General features: G+C 71.0%; 16 protein-coding genes. 7 read left to right on the forward strand and 9 right to left on the reverse strand.

The genetic code is table 11. The features are described 5' to 3' along the window. The first annotated feature begins 27 nt into the window (after positions 1-27). The 3 genes from BLT25_RS09180 (at position 28) to BLT25_RS09190 (ending at position 3,262) form a co-directional block, all read left to right on the forward strand. Entirely contained in the window at positions 28-888 is an 861-nt protein-coding gene (locus tag BLT25_RS09180) for a LysR family transcriptional regulator (protein WP_091044666.1), read from the forward strand. Then, positions 885-1,808: a serine hydrolase gene (locus BLT25_RS09185; RefSeq protein WP_091044668.1), complete on the forward strand. Its 924-nt coding sequence runs from the start codon at positions 885-887 to the stop codon at positions 1,806-1,808. Before BLT25_RS09180 ends, BLT25_RS09185 begins: the two co-directional genes overlap by 4 nt. Before the next feature lie 158 nt (positions 1,809-1,966). Further along, positions 1,967-3,262 (forward strand): MFS transporter, encoded by a 1,296-nt coding sequence (locus BLT25_RS09190; RefSeq protein ID WP_256328521.1) that lies wholly within the window; start codon positions 1,967-1,969, stop codon positions 3,260-3,262. Here the strand turns inward: BLT25_RS09190 and BLT25_RS09195 are convergent. The 3 genes from BLT25_RS09195 to BLT25_RS09205 all read right to left on the reverse strand — a co-directional run bounded on the left by BLT25_RS09195 (position 3,259) and on the right by BLT25_RS09205 (position 7,337). Further along, entirely contained in the window at positions 3,259-5,304 is a 2,046-nt protein-coding gene (locus tag BLT25_RS09195; RefSeq protein ID WP_091044673.1) for an acyltransferase family protein, read from the reverse strand. The two genes, BLT25_RS09190 and BLT25_RS09195, sit on opposite strands and share 4 nt — an antisense overlap. 185 nt (positions 5,305-5,489) lie before the next feature. Beyond that, positions 5,490-6,797 carry a D-arabinono-1,4-lactone oxidase gene (locus tag BLT25_RS09200; RefSeq protein WP_091044675.1) on the reverse strand — a complete coding sequence of 436 codons (1,308 nt, stop codon included), beginning with the start codon at positions 6,795-6,797 and terminating at the stop codon, positions 5,490-5,492. Between the two features lie 81 nt (positions 6,798-6,878). Beyond that, positions 6,879-7,337, reverse strand: coding sequence for a MarR family winged helix-turn-helix transcriptional regulator (locus BLT25_RS09205; protein WP_091044678.1), 459 nt, complete (start codon positions 7,335-7,337; stop codon positions 6,879-6,881). Between the two features lie 62 nt (positions 7,338-7,399). On the opposite strand from BLT25_RS09205, the gene BLT25_RS09210 reads away from it, so the two are divergent. Together BLT25_RS09210 and BLT25_RS09215 are read left to right on the forward strand one after the other, a co-directional pair. Then, positions 7,400-7,768 (forward strand): VOC family protein, encoded by a 369-nt coding sequence (locus BLT25_RS09210; protein ID WP_091044680.1) that lies wholly within the window; start codon positions 7,400-7,402, stop codon positions 7,766-7,768. A 76-nt stretch (positions 7,769-7,844) separates the two neighbouring features. After that, positions 7,845-9,053, forward strand: coding sequence for an amino acid deaminase/aldolase (locus BLT25_RS09215; RefSeq protein WP_091044682.1), 1,209 nt, complete (start codon positions 7,845-7,847; stop codon positions 9,051-9,053). Positions 9,054-9,062: 9 nt separating this feature from the next. On the opposite strand, the gene BLT25_RS09220 is transcribed toward BLT25_RS09215, so the two are convergent. Further along, positions 9,063-9,674: a TetR/AcrR family transcriptional regulator gene (locus BLT25_RS09220; protein ID WP_091044685.1), complete on the reverse strand. Its 612-nt coding sequence runs from the start codon at positions 9,672-9,674 to the stop codon at positions 9,063-9,065. Positions 9,675-9,772: 98 nt separating this feature from the next. Between BLT25_RS09220 and BLT25_RS09225 the strand changes: the two genes are divergently transcribed. Further along, a complete protein-coding gene (locus BLT25_RS09225; RefSeq protein ID WP_091044687.1) occupies positions 9,773-10,996 on the forward strand; it encodes an alanine racemase in 1,224 nt (407 codons plus the stop codon). A 4-nt stretch (positions 10,997-11,000) separates the two neighbouring features. Here the strand turns inward: BLT25_RS09225 and BLT25_RS09230 are convergent, their stop codons facing one another. From BLT25_RS09230 to BLT25_RS09240, 3 genes are all read right to left on the reverse strand, one after another. After that, a complete protein-coding gene (locus BLT25_RS09230; protein WP_091044689.1) occupies positions 11,001-11,903 on the reverse strand; it encodes an endonuclease/exonuclease/phosphatase family protein in 903 nt (300 codons plus the stop codon). 82 nt (positions 11,904-11,985) lie between these two features. Beyond that, positions 11,986-12,594: a hypothetical protein gene (locus BLT25_RS09235; RefSeq protein WP_091044692.1), complete on the reverse strand. Its 609-nt coding sequence runs from the start codon at positions 12,592-12,594 to the stop codon at positions 11,986-11,988. A gap of 409 nt (positions 12,595-13,003) precedes the next feature. Beyond that, positions 13,004-13,456: a carboxymuconolactone decarboxylase family protein gene (locus tag BLT25_RS09240; protein WP_091044694.1), complete on the reverse strand. Its 453-nt coding sequence runs from the start codon at positions 13,454-13,456 to the stop codon at positions 13,004-13,006. Positions 13,457-13,608: 152 nt separating this feature from the next. Here BLT25_RS09240 and sigJ point away from each other — a divergent pair, with 152 nt between their 5' ends. Further along, positions 13,609-14,490: an RNA polymerase sigma factor SigJ gene (gene sigJ, locus BLT25_RS09245; protein ID WP_091044697.1), complete on the forward strand. Its 882-nt coding sequence runs from the start codon at positions 13,609-13,611 to the stop codon at positions 14,488-14,490. Between the two features lie 24 nt (positions 14,491-14,514). On the opposite strand, the gene BLT25_RS09250 is transcribed toward sigJ, so the two are convergent. Next, positions 14,515-15,783 carry an FAD-dependent oxidoreductase gene (locus BLT25_RS09250; RefSeq protein ID WP_218131289.1) on the reverse strand — a complete coding sequence of 423 codons (1,269 nt, stop codon included), beginning with the start codon at positions 15,781-15,783 and terminating at the stop codon, positions 14,515-14,517. After that, on the reverse strand, positions 15,774-16,433 hold the full coding sequence (locus BLT25_RS09255; protein WP_091044700.1) for a maleylpyruvate isomerase family mycothiol-dependent enzyme: 660 nt from the start codon (positions 16,431-16,433) through the stop codon (positions 15,774-15,776). Before BLT25_RS09255 ends, BLT25_RS09250 begins: the two co-directional genes overlap by 10 nt. Between the last annotated feature and the right edge of the window lies 1 nt (position 16,434).

Raw genomic sequence — 16,434 nt, forward strand, 5'->3', positions numbered from 1 at the left:
GTGGGGCCGATCAGCCATCCTGTACGCGTGGACCTACTGCTTCACCTGCGCGGCTTCGCCGCCGTCGCGGACGAGATGAGCGTCTCCGAGGCCGCCCTCGAGCTGGGCGTCGACCAGCCGCTCCTCAGCCGTCGCCTACGTGCTCTCGAGCGGGAGCTCGGGGTGGAGCTGCTCGACCGCACCCGGCGCCAGATCGCCCTCACCCCGGCCGGCACCGCGCTGCTGCCGCGGGCCAGGCACCTGCTCGACCAGGCCGACCATCTGCTGCGGAGCATCCGCCGGCACGACCGGGAGAGCTTCGTGGTCGCGGTGCCGTCCGGCGGCGATCCCGCTCCTCTCGCGCGGTTGGTCGCGCTGCTGGAGGCGGAAGGCGTCGACGTACGCCTCGCGAGCGACAGCGACGAGATCCCGGAGTCGGCCGCCTGGACGGTCGAGGCGTGCGACCCGGATGCGGCCACCTGGCTCACCCCGCTGGGTGCGGCCACCGCTCCCGGGACCGCCAGTGGGCCGGTGTCGCTGAGCTCGCTGCGCCCCCGCCGAGGGGAACGTACGCAGCTGCTGGCCCTCCCGCGAGACCTCGACGACCCCGCCGGCCGGCTGCGACGGCTCGCGGATCGCGCCGGCATCGGGCCGGCCACGCTGCGTCGAGCCCCGCACCAGCTCGCCGTGGCCGAGACGATGGCGGGACGCGCGAGCCTGGTCTGTGCGCAGCATGAGGCGGTGACGTACGGACTGAGCTGGTCGCCCTTCGTCGACCAGGTGCCGCGCGGTCATCGGCTGGTCGAGCAGCCACCGCCGCCCGGACCGCTGGCGGCCGGCCCCGTACGAGAGCAGGCGCTCGCCCTTCTCGGCGCGTGCGTCGGTGCACCCGAGGACGGGCGCGGATGAGTCCGCTCGTCGGCAGCGACCGCGGCCTGATCGACCTCGCCGAGGCCACCGCCGAGCGCTTCCAGGAGCTTCGGGTCCGGGTCGCCTTCCTCGCCCGCGACATCGACACCGGCCACGAGATCGGGGTCGGCGGAGACCGGCCGATGCCGCTGGCGTCGGTGGCCAAGGTGCCGCTCGCCCTGGTCGTGGCGGACCGGATCGCCCGCGGCGAGATCGACGGGGGCGCGATGGTGACGCTGACCGCGGCGGAGCGGAGCTACGGTCCGTACGGCATCTCGGCCTTCGCCCACGACGCGACCTGCTCGGTCGCCGACCTGATGCTGATGATGCTCGGCCTCAGCGACAACGCCGCCGCCGACGCGCTCTTCGACAGGGTCTCGCCGCGCGAGGTCGACGAGCAGCTCGCCGAGTGGGGCGTGGAGGGGTTGCGGGTGCGGCACCGGATGCAGCCGATGTACGACTACGCCACCCGCGTCGCCGGTCCCGACTTCGCCCTCGCCACCCAGCTCGCGGTCGAGGGTCGTCGGCCGGGTGGCCGGCACGTCATCGACTCGCTCGACGTCGAGCGCGCGACGGTAGGCTCGCCGCGCGCCTGCGTCGACCTGCTCGAGCGCGTCTGGCGCGACGAGGTCGCCAAGCCCGAGGCGACCGAGCTGGTACGTCGGCTGATGGGCAAGCAGGTCTTCACCCATCGGATCGCCGCCGACCTGCTCGCCGACGACATCCACCTCGCCGGTAAGACCGGCGGGTTCCTCACCCTGCGGCACGAGATCGCCGTCGTCACCCACCCCGGCGGCCGTGTCGCCATCGCCGTGCTCACCGACTCCGACCGCACCGCCCGGATCCAGAACGACGTCGACCTCGCTATCGCCGCCACCGCCCGCGACGCCGTCGAAGCCCTCGCCTCCCGCCACCCCTGAGCCGAGCCGTCACCCACGTCGGCCGAGACGTCGCTCCCGTCGGCCGAGGTGGCACACCGATGCCACCTCGGCCGACGCACCTGACGCCTCGGCCGACCGGGGCGACGCCTCGGCAAAACCAGATGGCAACCACCCGTTCTCGGTGGTGGAATTGGCCGGTGCCCGCCCTGCCCGGATTCATCAACAACCTCATCCCGCCGACGCCGTTGTCGAAGCGTCTGGCGACCCAGTCGCTGCTCTTCGCGGCGGGGGACGGGACCTTCAACACCGCGTCGGCGTTCTACCTGGTCGCCTTCGTCGGTCTGAGCCCGGCACAGATCGGTGTGGGGCTGACGGTCGCCGGGATCGCGAGCTTCCTCACCGCCTACCCGATGGGCCGGCTGGCCGACTTCATCGGCCCGAAGCGGATCTGGGCGATCGGCGCGCTGATCAGTGCGCTGATGTTCGCGACGATGCCGTTCATCCACGGCTTCTGGGCCTACCTGGCGGTCATCGTCGTCTTCGAGGTGGTCAACAATGCCGGCGGCGCCGGCCGGAATGCGTACGTCCTCGATGTGCTTCCCGACAAGGAGCGGGTCGAGACGCAGGCGTTCATGTACTCCAGCCTCAACCTCGGCTTCACCATCGGTGCCCTGATCGCCGGCATCGCGCTCGCGCTGGACACCGACACGGTCCTCAAGTGGGGCGTGCCGTTCTTCGCGCTGGCCATCGGGATCGCCAACTCCGTCTGGATCACCCGGCTGCCGAGGGCGCCTCACGACGAGCGCCGCGCGGCCGGCGAGGTCACCGAGAAGCTGCCCGGCCCCGGCGCGCTGCGCAACGTCGGCTGGCTCCTGGTGACCACCTTCACCGGCACGCTGTGGAGCAACCAGGTCCTGCTGCACACCGTGATCCCGCTCTGGCTGGTCGAATACACCGACTCCCCGCGCTGGCTGCTGGCCTGGCTCTTCGCGACCAACACGGTGCTGTGCATCATCCTCCCGGCCTACACGTCCAAGGGTGTCCGCAACGTACGCGACGCGTTGCGCCGGGTGTGGTGGAGCAGCGGGTTCTTCGTCGCCGCCTGCGCGATCACGCTGGTCACCCACGACACCCGCGGGTTCCTCACCATCTTCCTGGTCTGGCTCGGCCACGTCGCCGTGACCGGCGCCGAGCTGGCCATCGGCTCCGCCTCGTGGGCCTTCCAGGCCGAGCTCATGGACCCCGACCGACGGGGTGAGTACGAGGGTGTCGCCGGCATCGGCCGCCAGCTCGGCGGCGCGTGGGCGCCGGCCCTGTTCACCTTCCTCGCGATGGGCTGGCACCCCGACTTCTACAGCGGCGCCGGCTGGATCGTGATCGGCGCCATCGTCGTCGCCGCTGCCGCCGCCATGGGGCCCTCGACCAGGTTGGCCGTACGTTTCAAGCAGACGCACTTCCCCCGCGAGGACGAGCCGGAGCCGGCCGTCGCCTAACTCAGGATCGTCGCGATCCGGTCGCCGAGATAGGGGGCGAGGGTGGCGGCGTAGAGCGGCGAGACGTGGAAGCCGTCCTGATAGACCTCCAGGTTCCCGACGACGGGGGAGCAGGTGTCGGGCTCGCAGAAGTAGTCGGTGAGGTCGACGCGATGAGCGTTCGAGGTCAGTCGAACCGCGCCGGCGGAGCCGTCGTCGCGTACGACCCGGTCCCGGTCGCGCGCACAGGCCGACCGCGCGGCGAGGCCGGCGTCGTCGACGCACGGCTGGACCACACGTGCGAACCGGGTGGTGCTGCCCTCGAAGATCGGGCTGTCCTGGATCGCGATGACCGGCACCGACGGGTCCGGCCGGCTCGCCCAGGCCTCGGCAAGACCACGACTGAGCGCCTCGCCGGGCCTCTCGTCACCCCGCGACTCCACCGAGATCTGGCTGGAGTGGATGACGAGGTACGCGTCGATCCCCTGCTCCTCGGTGAGGTAGGTCGCGAGCCGTGACTTCCACTCCCTGCACAGCTCGACCGTGGTCGCAGGAGCCCCGACACGGTCCCGCGCGTTCCAGTGGCAGCCGGCGCGGCTGGCGACGTCGATGCGCCAGCCGCGCCGCTCGGCGATCTCGCGGTAGGCGGGGACGAGCTGGTGGTTGTGCGAGTCGCCGATCGCGAGGAGACGACGGGAGTAGCCCTTGGAAGGCCCGAGCGTGCAGACCTTGAACCGCACCGGCCGCTCCTTGTTGGACCAGCAGCTCGACCCGTCGGGCGCCTGGTAGCCGAGACTGGCGTCGAGCAGCCGGTCCGGACCCTCGCAGCCGGCGGTCGCGGGATCCAGGGCGGCCGCGCCGATGCAGCCGGCGTACGTCTTCGCGGCCGCGACGGCGGCCGCTCTCGCCGCGGTGTCCTGGCGCTCGACAACGATGGCGCCCGCGATCGTCGTGCCCGCGACCAGCGAGAGCACGACCGGGATCGCCACGAGGCGACCGACGCCGGAGCTGTGCGGTCCGAGGCGCGTGACCGGCACCTCGACGTACCGGTGGGTGAGCCAGGCCAGGACCACCGAGGCCGAGAGCACCACGACCGCGGCGAGGAGCGTGGTCCGGGTGGCGTACGTCCAGCTCAGCCACGCCACGAGCAGCGGCCAGTGCCACAGGTAGAGCGGGAAGGAGATGTCCGCGACGAACCGCAGCGGCCTCACCGCGAGGAGCCGCTGCGGCCCCCACCGGACTGCCGACCCGGAGCCGATCACGACCAGCAGCGCCCCGCCGACCGGCCACAGCGCCCACGGGCCGGGGAAGAGCGCCGCGCCGTCCAGCACGAACCCCGAGCTCGCGACGAGCAGCAGCCCGACCCAGGCGAGCACCGGGCGCGCGGCCCCCGGAGGGCGGAGACGATCGAGCCCGAGCGCCAGCAGCGCCCCGACGCCGAGCTCCCAGAAGCGCGCCCCGGTGTGGAAGTACGCCACCTGCTGGTCGGCCATCCCGAGTCGCCAGGCGAAGACGAACGAGGTGACCGTCGCCAGAGCCACGACCACCGCCAGCGCCACCCGGAGGCGCGCTCGCGCCACCCACCAGACCCCCATCAGGACCATCGGCCAGACCAGCAGGAACTGTCCCTGCACCGCCAGCGACCAGAAGTGCTGCAGCGGGCTCGCGCTCGGCCCGGCCGCCCCGTAGGCGAGCTGGGAGCGGATCATCTCCCAGTTCAGGACGTACGTCACCGACGCCGCGATCTCCCGCAGCGTCGAGCCCCAAATCGCCCGCGGCATGACCGCCACCATCAGCCCCGCCGTCCCGGCGAGCACGACCAGCGTAGGAGCCGAGAGCCGCAGGAACGTACGCCCGTAGTGGTCGGCCAGGCGCAGCTCGGAGGCCGCGACCCGGCGGACGAGTGACCGGGTCACCAGGAACCCGGTCAGCGCCAGGAAGACGTCGACGCCGCCGGAGACCCGGCCGTTGCCGAAGAGGTGGAAGACCACCACGAGCGCCAGCGCCAGCCCCCGCAGCCCGTGGATCTCGGCGATGCGCTGAGACGAGGGAGGCGGCGGCATCGGGTCACGCTAAGGGCCGCCGGTGACACCCGGGAGACGCGCAGATGAAGCCGAGTCGGCGCATCCTGACCAAAACCCTCGCCGAGTCGGCGCGTCATAACGCGCCGACTCGGCGAGGGTTTTGGTGAAGTTGCGCCGACTCGGCATCTCTGGGCGGGACAGTTGCGCCGAGTCGGCGGGTTTGGTCAGGAGCCGAGGACCTGCTCGAGGTAGGGGTTGCCGAAGGTGCGGGACGGGTCGAGCTTGTCGCGAAGCGTGACGAAGTCGCCGAACCGCGGATAGCGTTCACCCAGCTCAGCGGCGGTGAGGGTGTGCATCTTGCCCCAGTGCGGACGCCCTCCGGCCTCGCCGGTGATGCGCTCGAAGGTCGCGAAGTACTCCTCGCGCCACGGCGAGGACGGCGCGGTGTGGATGGCGATGTAGACGTTCTCGCGCTCGAACCCCGTCGACAGCGGGATGTCGTCGGCGCCCGCGACCCGGACCTCGACCGGGAAGGAGATGTTCCACGACGAGGCCTCGACCGCACGCTGTAGCTCGGCGAGGACCTCCATGCCGACGGCACGCGGGACGGCGTACTCGCTCTCCACGAACCGCACCTTCCGCTGCGAGGTGAAGACGCGGTAGGAGATGTCGGTGAACTCGCGTGGCGAGAGGGCGGAGGCGGCGAAGCGGGCCAGCGGCTTCACCAGGCCGGGAACCCGGAGGCCGAGCCCGACGGTCGCTCCGAACGCGGTGTTGGAGAGGAGCTCGTCGTCGAACCACCCGCGGACCCGGCCCACCGGCGCCAGCGGAGTCTCCGGCAGCGGCAGCCGGGTGTTGTGCTTGCTCAGGACCCGGGTGGTGTGCGGGAACCAGTAGAACTCGAAGTGGTCGGTCTCCGACGCGTGCGAGTCGAAGGCGGCCATCACCTCGGCGAGCTCCCCGTTGCCCTCCCGCGCGCGCAGCGCGAAGAGCGGTTCGGTCTGGAGCGTGACCTCGACGATGATCCCGAGGGCGCCGAGCCCCACGCGGGCGAGGTCGAAGATCTCCGGGTTCTCCGATGCCGAGCACGAGACCACGGAGCCGTCGGCGAGGAGCAGCCGCAGGCCGCGTACCTGGGTCGCCAGGCCGCCGAAGCGCGCTCCGGTGCCGTGGGTGCCGGTCGAGATCGCCCCGGAGATCGACTGCTCCTCGATGTCACCGAGGTTGGTCATCGACAGGCCGAGCGACTCGAGCGCACGGTTGAGGACCTTGAGCCGGGTGCCACCACGCACCGTCACCAGCCCGGTGGTCGAGTCGGCCCGGACGATCCCGGACAGACGGTCCAGGCTGACCTGGACGTCGACGGGCGACCCGATCGCGGTGAACGAGTGTCCCGCGCCGATCGGCTTGATCCTCCGTCCGGCCTCCCGCGCGGCCGCGACGACCGCCGAGAGCTCTGCCTCGTCGCGAGGCACGACGACCTCGACCGCTCCCGCCTGCTGATTCCCTGCCCAGTTCTGCCACTCGCTCACGCGGCAAGGGTGTCGGGTCGGTCGCGTCCGGTCAACGGTTGGTTCTGTTCCGTTCATGTGAACCGGTGTGCCGGGGGCGATCTAGGCGCCGTCGTTGCCGCCGCGCAGGGAGTGGATCATGCTCCGCAGGCTCCGGAAGGCGTCGGACTGCTCGGACTCGGTCATGCCGGAAAGCATCCTGACCTCGACCGACCGAACCGCCGCCGACGCTCTCTCGAGACTCCGCCGGCCGCTGGGGGTGAGGCGGGTGGGAAGGGCCTTCCCGACGGGCGCCTCCGTTGCCCTGGTCACGTAGCCGTCCCGCTCCAGGGCCTGGAGAAGCACGTTCATCGACTGCCGGGTCACGAATGCGCCCCTCGCGAGCTCGGAGTTGGACAGACCCGGCCGTTGAGCCAGCAGTTCGAGGCAGGAGTAGTGCGTCACGCTCATCCCGAGCGGGCGCAGCACTCCCTCCATGGCTGCTCGCAGGGCACTCGACGCCTCTTTCAGCAGATAGCCCAGGGACGTCTCGAGGTCGACGCCGGCACCGTCTTGACTCATGTCAGTATCCTGACATACCGTCAGGTGTGTCAGAAAACTGACACACCGATAGAGGAGTATCCATGCCCGCGACCGGCCCAGACTTCATCTCGCTCCAAGCGCGCGACCTCGACGCCTCGCAAGCGTTCTACGAGCACTATCTCGGCCTGGTCCGCTCGCCATCCGGGCCACCGCATGCTGTCGTCTTCGAGACGAAGCCCATCGCGTTCGCGATCCGCGAGGTCATCCCGGGCACCGACCTCGCGTCCGTCGCACAGCCCGGCGTCGGGGTTGCGATCTGGCTCCACGCCACCGATGTACAGGCGATCCACGACGCTCTCGTCGCCGACTGTCACACCGTCGTCGCCGCGCCGATCGACGGCCCTTTCGGTCGGACGTTCACCTTCGCCGACCCCGACGGCTACCACGTCACGCTTCACGACCGCGCCTGATGCCCGAGCCATACGTCGGAACGGTTGGTCACCTGGCGTTGACGTGAGTGCCTCGCTGGGCATAGACACTTGCGTCGTGGTCACGACTTCCCACCATCTCTCCGCCCAGCAGCACGAACGGCTCGACCGGGCGACCGCCTGCCTCGACGGACCCGTCGGGGCCGTGGACCTCGCGGCGTTCGACGCCAACGCCGACGATCTCGTGCGCCGTGCGGCCGGCACCCCGATCCGGGTTGCCAGCAAGTCCGTACGCTGCCGGGCGCTGATCGACCGGGTGCTCGCCCGCGAGGGATACGAGGGGATCCTGGCCTTCACGCTGTTCGAGGCGTTGTGGCTGGCCGAGACGCACTACGACGTCGTGGTCGGCTACCCGACCGTCGACCGAGCCGCGCTCGCCGCTCTCGCGAAGGACGAGGAGAAGCTCGCCCGGGTCACCCTGATGATCGACAGCGCCGAGGGGTTGTCGCTGGTCAAGTCCGCGATCGGCACGCCCGCCGCCCCCGTACGCGTGGCCATCGACCTCGACGCTGCGCTGGTCATCGCGCGCCGGATCTGGCTCGGCGCCCGCCGCTCCCCGGTCCGCACCCCCGAGGACGCCGTCGCTCTCGCCCGGATCGTCGCCGAGGACCCGGACTTCCAGCTGGTCGGGTTGATGGCCTACGAGGGCCAGGTCGCCGGCACCGTCGACCGGCCGCTCGGCGGTAACCCGCCCGCGGCCGTCATCAGGAGGATGAAGAAGGCCTCCATCGCCGAGATCACCGAGCGCCGCGGGAAGATCGTCGCCGCCGTACGCTCGCTGACCGACCTCGAGTTCGTCAACGGCGGTGGCACCGGTTCGATCGAGTCCACCCATGCCGACCCCTCGGTGACCGAGATCGCGGCCGGGTCCGGCCTCTACGGCCCGACCCTCTTCGACCGCTACGACGGCTTCACGCCCCACCCCGCGGCGTACTTCGGGCTGAGCGTCGTCCGCCGCCCCGCGCCCGGCATCGTCACCGTCGCCGGTGGCGGCTGGATCGCGTCGGGCCCGCCCGGACTCGACCGCGTCCCGAGCCCGACCTACCCCTTCGGGCTGGAGTACGTCGGCACCGAAGGCGCCGGGGAGGTCCAGACGCCGCTGCGCGGGCATGCCGCCGACGAGCTCGCGATCGGCGACAAGGTCTGGTTCCGGCACGCGAAGGCGGGTGAGGTCTGCGAGCGGCTCGACGCGCTCCAGCTGATCGAGGGCGACTCGATCATCACGGTCGCGCCGACCTATCGGGGCGAGAGCCAGACGTTCCTGTGAACTGCTGGGTCAGGCCGGGTCGCCCAGCAGCATGACCCAGCTCTCGGTGACCAGCTCGCACATGCGGTCGTGCTCGACACCCCAGAACCCGTCGGCCCAGCGCTGGAAGAGGTAGTCGAGCTGGCCGACCGCCAGGGCGCCCCGCAGCCGCCGGCTGTCGGCGTCGAACCTGTCCGCCTTGTCCAGACCCGTGCTGACGTCCTCGATCGTCTCGTCCGTCCAGGCATCGACGATGCGGGTGAGATCGGGATCGACGGCCTGGGCGGCCCGGGCGATCGTGACGATCGGACGCACCTCCGGCCACCGGACCATGGCCTGCCGGATCCAGGCACCGAGCTGCTCGCTGGTGCCGGCCGCCACCGCGTCGGCGAGGCCGCCGAGCGAGCTGTCCCGTGGGGCGCGGAGCTGGACCAGCTCGTCCTCGAGGCGCTCGGCGATCAAGGCCTTGATGACGTCGGACTTCGAGGGGAAGTAGGCGTAGAACGTCACCCGGGTGGTGCCTGCCGCCGAGGCGATCTCGTCGATCGTCGTGGCCGCATAGCCGCTCGCGACGAACCGATCCATCGCCGCGTCCAGCAGGAGCTGGCGAGTCATCGCCCTCTGAGCTGCACGGTTGGCCATGGCGTCACGATAAGCGACGCCGATACCTGCCCGGGGATTTCCACGGTTTCTCGAAAACTCGATGTCTGACAGCTGGGCCGTCGGTAGGTTCTGTCTCGATGGACGATCATGTGACTTGGGCGGACAAGGGCTTCTGGGAACCGGGGGAAGCCGTCGATCTCACCACGTACGCAGCCTCCGGCCGCAACCTCTTCGACGGCTCGTTCACCTGGCCGGTGATGGTGCTCAAGCAGAGCGCGCTGGAGCACAACATCGCGACCCTCGCGGGCTTCGCGGAGGAGCACGGCCTGCTGTTCGCCCCGCACGGCAAGACCACGATGGCGCCCTCGCTCTACCAGCGGCAGCTGGACGCCGGCGCGTGGGCGATCACCGTCGCCTCGCCCAGCCAGGCCCTGGTCGCTCGCCATGCCGGCGTACGCCGGGTCATGGTCGCCAACGAGATCCTCGACCACAGCGCTCTGAGCTGGGTGGCCTCCGAGCGCGCGGCCGACCCCGAGTTCCTCCACCTGCACTGGGTCGACTCGGTCGAGGGTGTCGAGGCGGCGGCCGAGGCATCGGCACTGGTCGGCGTCGAGGACCGGCCGATGGCCGTGCTGATCGATCTGGGCTTCCCGGGCGGGCGCACGGGCTGTCGCTCCGTCGAGGAGGCCGTCGAGCTCGCGCGGCTGGTCGACGCCACGCCGGGCGTGCTCCTGGCGGGGGTGGCCGGCTACGAGGGCGGGCTGGACACGGCGGAGGAGGTCGGTGACTACTTCGACCGTCTCAAGGAGCTCGCCTCGACCCTCTTCACCAAGGGCCTGGTCGCCGCCGACGCCATCGTCTCCGCAGGCGGCAGCGCCTTCTTCGACGTCCTCGCCGAGCGCTGGTCAGCGGGCTGGCCGGACGAGATGACGCCTCGCCGGGTGCTGCGCAGCGGTGCGTACGTCTCCCACGACCACGGCCTCTACGCCGACGAAACGCCCTACGGCCGCATCGCGGGCACCCTGGACCCCGCCATCGAGGTGTGGGCCCAGGTGATCTCGGCCCCCGAGGAGGGGCTGGTCATCGTCGGCATGGGCCGGCGGGACGCGCCGTACGATCACGGCCTTCCCGTCGCGCTCGCGGTCCGGCGCGACGGCTTCCACGGCGCGGAGCCGCTCGAGGGCACCGTCGAGAAGCTGGCCGACCAGCACGCCTTCCTGCGCACGGATGCCGGACTGCGGCCGGGCGACCTGGTCAGCTTCGGGATCTCGCACCCGTGCACCGCGTTCGACAAGTGGCGCCTGATCCCGGTCGTCGATCTCGACTACACCGTGACCGACCTGGTCCGGACGTACTTCTGAGGGCTCAGGCGATTCCGGAGAGACGGACCCTGACCTGGTAGAACGCGCCGTGGTCGGTGGCCCGGCGGGCCGACGGGCCGGAGTAGACCCGGTAGCGGTCGGGCCGCAGAGACGGGCTGAGGAAGGCCTGGTCGATCGGCGCTCGGCGGGCGGTTGCGCACTTCTCGTGCGTCGCGAGCGGACTCACCAGACCGGTCCCGGGTGAGGTCAGGTCGCACAGGATGTCGTTGCGCTGGTTGAAGTCACCGGCCACGACCATCGGCACCTCGGCGCGCGCGACCGCGTCCTTGACGATCCGGGCGTTCACGTCGCGCCACTTCTTCTGCCTGGGCGCGGAGGGGAGGGTCGCCGGGAAGTGCACGGGCAGGACCCCGACGCGCTGTCCCGAGGAACGCTCCTCCAGCACCACCACAGGTGCGGTGACGCGGGCTCCGTGGCGGTAGTACATGGTGACCGTGTCCTTGCTGACCAGCCGGAACACCGAGCGGCGGTAGAAGACCGCGTCGTCGGTGGCGTCGGGTGTGGAGACCAGCGCGTACTCCCGGCCGAACGACTCGAAGGCCTCCCGCTGCGGCGCCTCCACCTCGACGAGCACGCCGAAGTCGATGACCGTACGCCGCAGGTGACCCACCACGATCCGCATCCGCGGCACGCCGTCGAGCCGCCCGGCGGCAGCGCCTCCGGGCGCGGTGTGGTGGTCGGCCCAGGCGTTGAGCCAGGCGAAGCGCTGGAAACCGGGTTGCACCGGTGCGGCCTGGGCGACCTTGATGGTCGGGCCGGCTGAGGCGGTCGTCGGGACGAGGAAGCTCAAGGTGGCGGCGATGACGCCGCACAGCGCGACCGCGGGCACGACGGCCCGCCATCGGTGGTCGAGCCTGGCGAGACGGTCCGAGGCAGTGGGGGACACGCCTACCGACGGTATGAGTCGGTCGTGTGCGCCGAACCAAACGCTTTCGAATACTCGGGAACCCTCGGGTGAACTCCGGCGTCTACAGGTCCATGAAGATCAGGGCGCCGGCGATGTCGGCGGTGCCGTAGTGGAGGTAGTCGTCGACGGTCTCCTCCGAGACGCCCTTCTGTGCGGTCACGAAGCCGACGACGACCGCCTTGCCGGAGTCCTTGGCGACCCATTTCCCGATCACGTCGTCCGCGACGAGGCTGCCGGTGGGCAGGTCGATGTCGGTCTCCTCGACCGACTCCGCGGCCTCCGTCGCCTCTGCCTCGCTGTCGAAGACGTAGATCACCCGGAGCATCCGCAGCTTGCCGCCCTCGGCGTCGTGGATCCCCATCGCGGCGTAGCGGCAGCCCTTCTTCTCCAGGGCCGCCGACGCGATCGGCCCGCAGTCCGGATAGTCCTGGGCGGCCACGTACGTCGCGTTCATGCTCACGTCGCCGAGCTTGAACCTCCAGTCACCCTCGAACAGGTCGGCGGCCAGCCCTCCCGGGGCGGGTGCGGTCGCCGACGTGCTCGGCGTGGCCGTCACCGTCAACGGCCCGGGCTTGCCGGTCGGGTCCTCCTCGCCGCTGAGCAGGACGATGGCGGCGGTGATGATCACGCCGATCACCAGCACCCCGGCGATCGCACCGAGCCCAATCACGATGGGCCACGGGTTGTGCGGCTTCTCCGGCGGCGGTTCTCCGGGGCCGAACGAATTTTCGTTCGCCGGCCAACCGGGCCGAGTGCCGAGGTTCGGCGCCGGAGGCATCGCGCCGTACCCCTCCGGTGGAGGAGGTGGTGTCGGTGTCGTCATCGTTCCCCTGAGTCCCCTGCCCGAGTAAAGAATCCCGTGGGAGAAGCGTTCCCACGTAGTTCCAAGATTCTCTCGTACGTCCCAACCGCCGCTGCTACTTTCTGCGATGCGCCAACGGGTGAGCGCCCGACTCCGCCCCTCACGTCGGCCGCGACAGCAATCGGTAGGCCCGAAAAGTAGTCCGGGACGTTCCCGTCCATCTACCCGCAGGTAATAGGCGGAAACGTCCCGAACTATCTCGTACGCGCCTGCTCGATCAGGGGGCGACGGGGTAGTGGCTCGAGATGGCGATCCGGTTCCAGGTGTTGATCGCGATCGCGACCCAGGTGAGCGCGGCGATCTGCTTGGCGTCGAGGATGCTCTCGACGTCGACCTTGGGGGCGGGGGCGGTGTGCAGGTCGCCGATGCGGGTGATCTGCTCGGCGATGGTGAGGGCGGCCTGCTCCTCGGGGGTGAAGTACTGCGACTCCCACCAGGCCGCGACGACGGCGAGGCGGTCGGTGGTCTCACCGTTCTTGAGGGCGTCCTGGGTGTGCATCCGCAGGCAGAAGGCGCAGCCGTTGATCTGGGAGGCGCGGAGCTTGACGAGGTCGACGGCGAGCCGGTCGATACCGGCGACGGTGATGGCCTCCTCGACCGCCTCCTCGACGGCCATCTGCGCCTTGTACGCGGCGGGGAAGAGCTTGGTGACGTTGACGTTGGCGAGCATCGGGGTCCTTCGGGTCCGGCCCGCCACAGCGCGGGCACTCAGCAGGTTGACGAGGTGGCGGACTCGAATGTGAGGTCGCCACCTCACATTCGCGCTGTCTGCCTCGTCACAGTGAGCGAGGGCCAGAGAATGTGCCGGAGAAAGGTGCCACGATGCCTGACATGGACGACCTGGGTGAGGTGATGGTCGAGCGCCGCCGCCTGATCGCGCTCGCCTACCGCCTGCTCGGCACGGTCGAGGAGGCCGAGGATGCGGTCCAGGAGACCTACCTGCGGTGGTACCGCCTCTCCGACGAGGAGCGGGCGACGATCGACAACCCCTCCGGGTGGCTGAGCCGGGTCACCAGCCGGGTCTGCCTCGACGTGCTCAAGTCGGCGCGCTCGCGCCGGGAGAGGTACGTCGGTCCGTGGCTGCCCGAGCCGGTCCGCCCGGGCTTCCTGGGGGCGCCCGAGGATCCCGCGGACCGGGCGACCCTGGACGACACGGTGAGCACGGCCCTGCTGGTGGTGCTCGACGCGATGACCCCGGCCGAGCGGGTCGCGTTCGTGCTCCACGACATCTTCGCCGTCCCGTTCGGCGACATCGCCGCAGTGGTCGGTCGCTCCCCGGCCGCGGTGCGGCAGCTCGCCGCCTCGGCGCGACGCCGGGTCGCCGAGCAGCGCGCCGACGTCGCCCCGCTGCCCGAGCACGACGACGTCGTCCGCGCCTTCGTCTCGGCGACTGCGGGTGGCGACCTCGGCCGGCTGGTGACGCTGCTGGACCCGTCGGTCGTCCTCCGCTCCGACGGTGGTGGCCGGGTCAGCGCGGCCCGCAACCCGATCAGCGGACCGGAGCGGGTCGGCCGGTTCCTGCTCGGCGTGCTCGGGAAGCACCCGACCTGGACGATCAGCACCGAACCCACCGCCGACGGCCTCGGGTTCACGCTCGTCGAGGACGGTGCGAACCGCGGGGTCGCCAACCTGCGGGTCGTCGGCGGCCGGGTCACCGACGTCTGGATCATGCTCAACCCGGACAAGCTCGGCGCCTGGCGCTGACCTCGGACCAGGCCCGGGCCGGGCTCAGACCAGGGATGCGTCCGCGGTCCCGAGCGGGATCGGCCGGAACATCTCGGGCTCGTCCTCCGGCCACAGCGCGGTCGTGGCGTAGAGCCAGTCGATCATCGAGTAGTCGCCGGTCTCCCGTGCCCGGAGGAGCGCGTTGCGCTGCTCGCGAGGACGCCCGTCGAGGTGCCAGAGCACACCCCACGCGCGGGAGGTCTCGACGACGCGCCGGCAGTGCTCGGGACGTACGGCCTGGTAGGCGGCGAGCGCACGGTCCCAGTCGACCGAGCCGTCCTCGGTGCGCAGGCGCCGGACGTGCTCACCGAGCACCCAGCCGTCCTCGATGGCCATGATGGCGCCCTGGGCGATGTACTGCAGCGGGGGATGCGCCGAGTCGCCCAGCAGCGCGACGCGGCCGTGGACCCACTGGTCGATCGGGTCTCGGTCGTACATCCGCCACCACTTGTCGCGCCACATGTGCGCCAGGCCGTCCTGGATGAACGGGGTGGTGGCGGCGAAGGCGGCGTCGAGCTCGTCGGGCGTGCCCCAGGCCTCCTCGCCCGCGAGCGCCTTGGGCGACTCGAAGACGGCGACCTGGTTGAGCAGCTCACCACCGCGCAGGCCGTAGTGGACGAAGTGGCAGTCCGGGCCGATGTGCACGACGACCTCGGCGAGGTCGACCTCGGCCCCGCGCCCGGAGCCGGTCGGCATGGTGCCGCGATAGGCGACGTACGCCGAGGAGACCGGCTGGTCGCCGACGAACTTGTAGCGGGCGGGGGAGTGCAGGCCGTCGGCCGCGATCACGAACGGCGCGGTCTGGGTCGAGCCGTCCTCGAGGTGGACGGTCGCCTCGTCCGAGCCGGCCGTGTAGTCGACGATCTTGGCGTTCGTGACCAGCTCGACGCCCGCCTGCGAGGCCGCCCGCAGGAACATCGCGTGCAGGTCGGAGCGGTGGATCACCAGGTAGGGGTAGCCGTAGCGCTCCTCCATGTCGCGCAGGTCGAGCCGGGTCAGCTCCTCGCCGGAGACGGCGTCCCGCATCACCATCGCCTCCGGGACGACACCGAGCGACCGGGCCTCCTCCAGGAGCCCGTAGTCGTCGAGGATGCGCGTGCAGTTGGGCGCGAGCTGGATGCCGGCGCCGACCTCGCCGAAGGCGGACGCCTGCTCCAGCACCCGGACCCGCAGCCCCTGACGGGCCAGGGAGTACGCCGCGGAGAGCCCGCCGATGCCGCCGCCGACGATGATCACGTCGGTCGCCTCGGCCGATGAGCGCGTCACAGCCATGGTCCCAGCTCCGGTGCGTCGACGAGGCCGTGCGGCCGCCCGGCGAGCCAGGCGGCGACCTCGGGCAGCGGGCCCGTGACACCGCGCAGGTCGTCGTCGGTCAGGCCCCGTTTCGCGCGGATCTCGCCGGCGAGGGCGAGCAGGAAGTCGTCGGGCAGGTCCGCGAAGGTGATCCCGACGCCGAGGTCGACGGCGTGGACGAAGACCTCGCGAGCGCGCATCCAGGGGACGTCGCTCGCCTTGCGGGTGACCAGCTGCGCGGTGATCACCTCGTGGTCCCACTGCTCGGGGCTCAGCCGGTTCATCGCCGCCTCGAGCTCCCCGAGGCCGCGGAGATACCAGGCGCGGAGCTCCTCGGCCGGACGGGTCGCGGCCGCCTCGATGTCGGCGTTGCGCTGCTCGGGGGAGGCGTACATCCGCTTCTCGACCCCGGTCTCCGCCCAGGAGAGGAGGTTGCCGAGGGCGTCGGCGTTGGCGGCGACGTGGCCGACCAGGTGCTTGCGGGTCCAGCCCGGCAGCAGCGAGTCGGCGTCGAAATCGGCGACGGAGAGGCCGTCGACGCCGCCGGTCAGCAGGGCGGTGCCCTCCGCGACCCAGCGGCGGGCGTCGTCGAACGTACGCGTCGGGGTGGTGCCGATCAGGACGGACATC

It is taken from the genome of Nocardioides sp. YR527 (genome assembly GCF_900101045.1).
In the GTDB taxonomy this organism is placed as follows: Bacteria; Actinomycetota; Actinomycetes; order Propionibacteriales; family Nocardioidaceae; genus Nocardioides.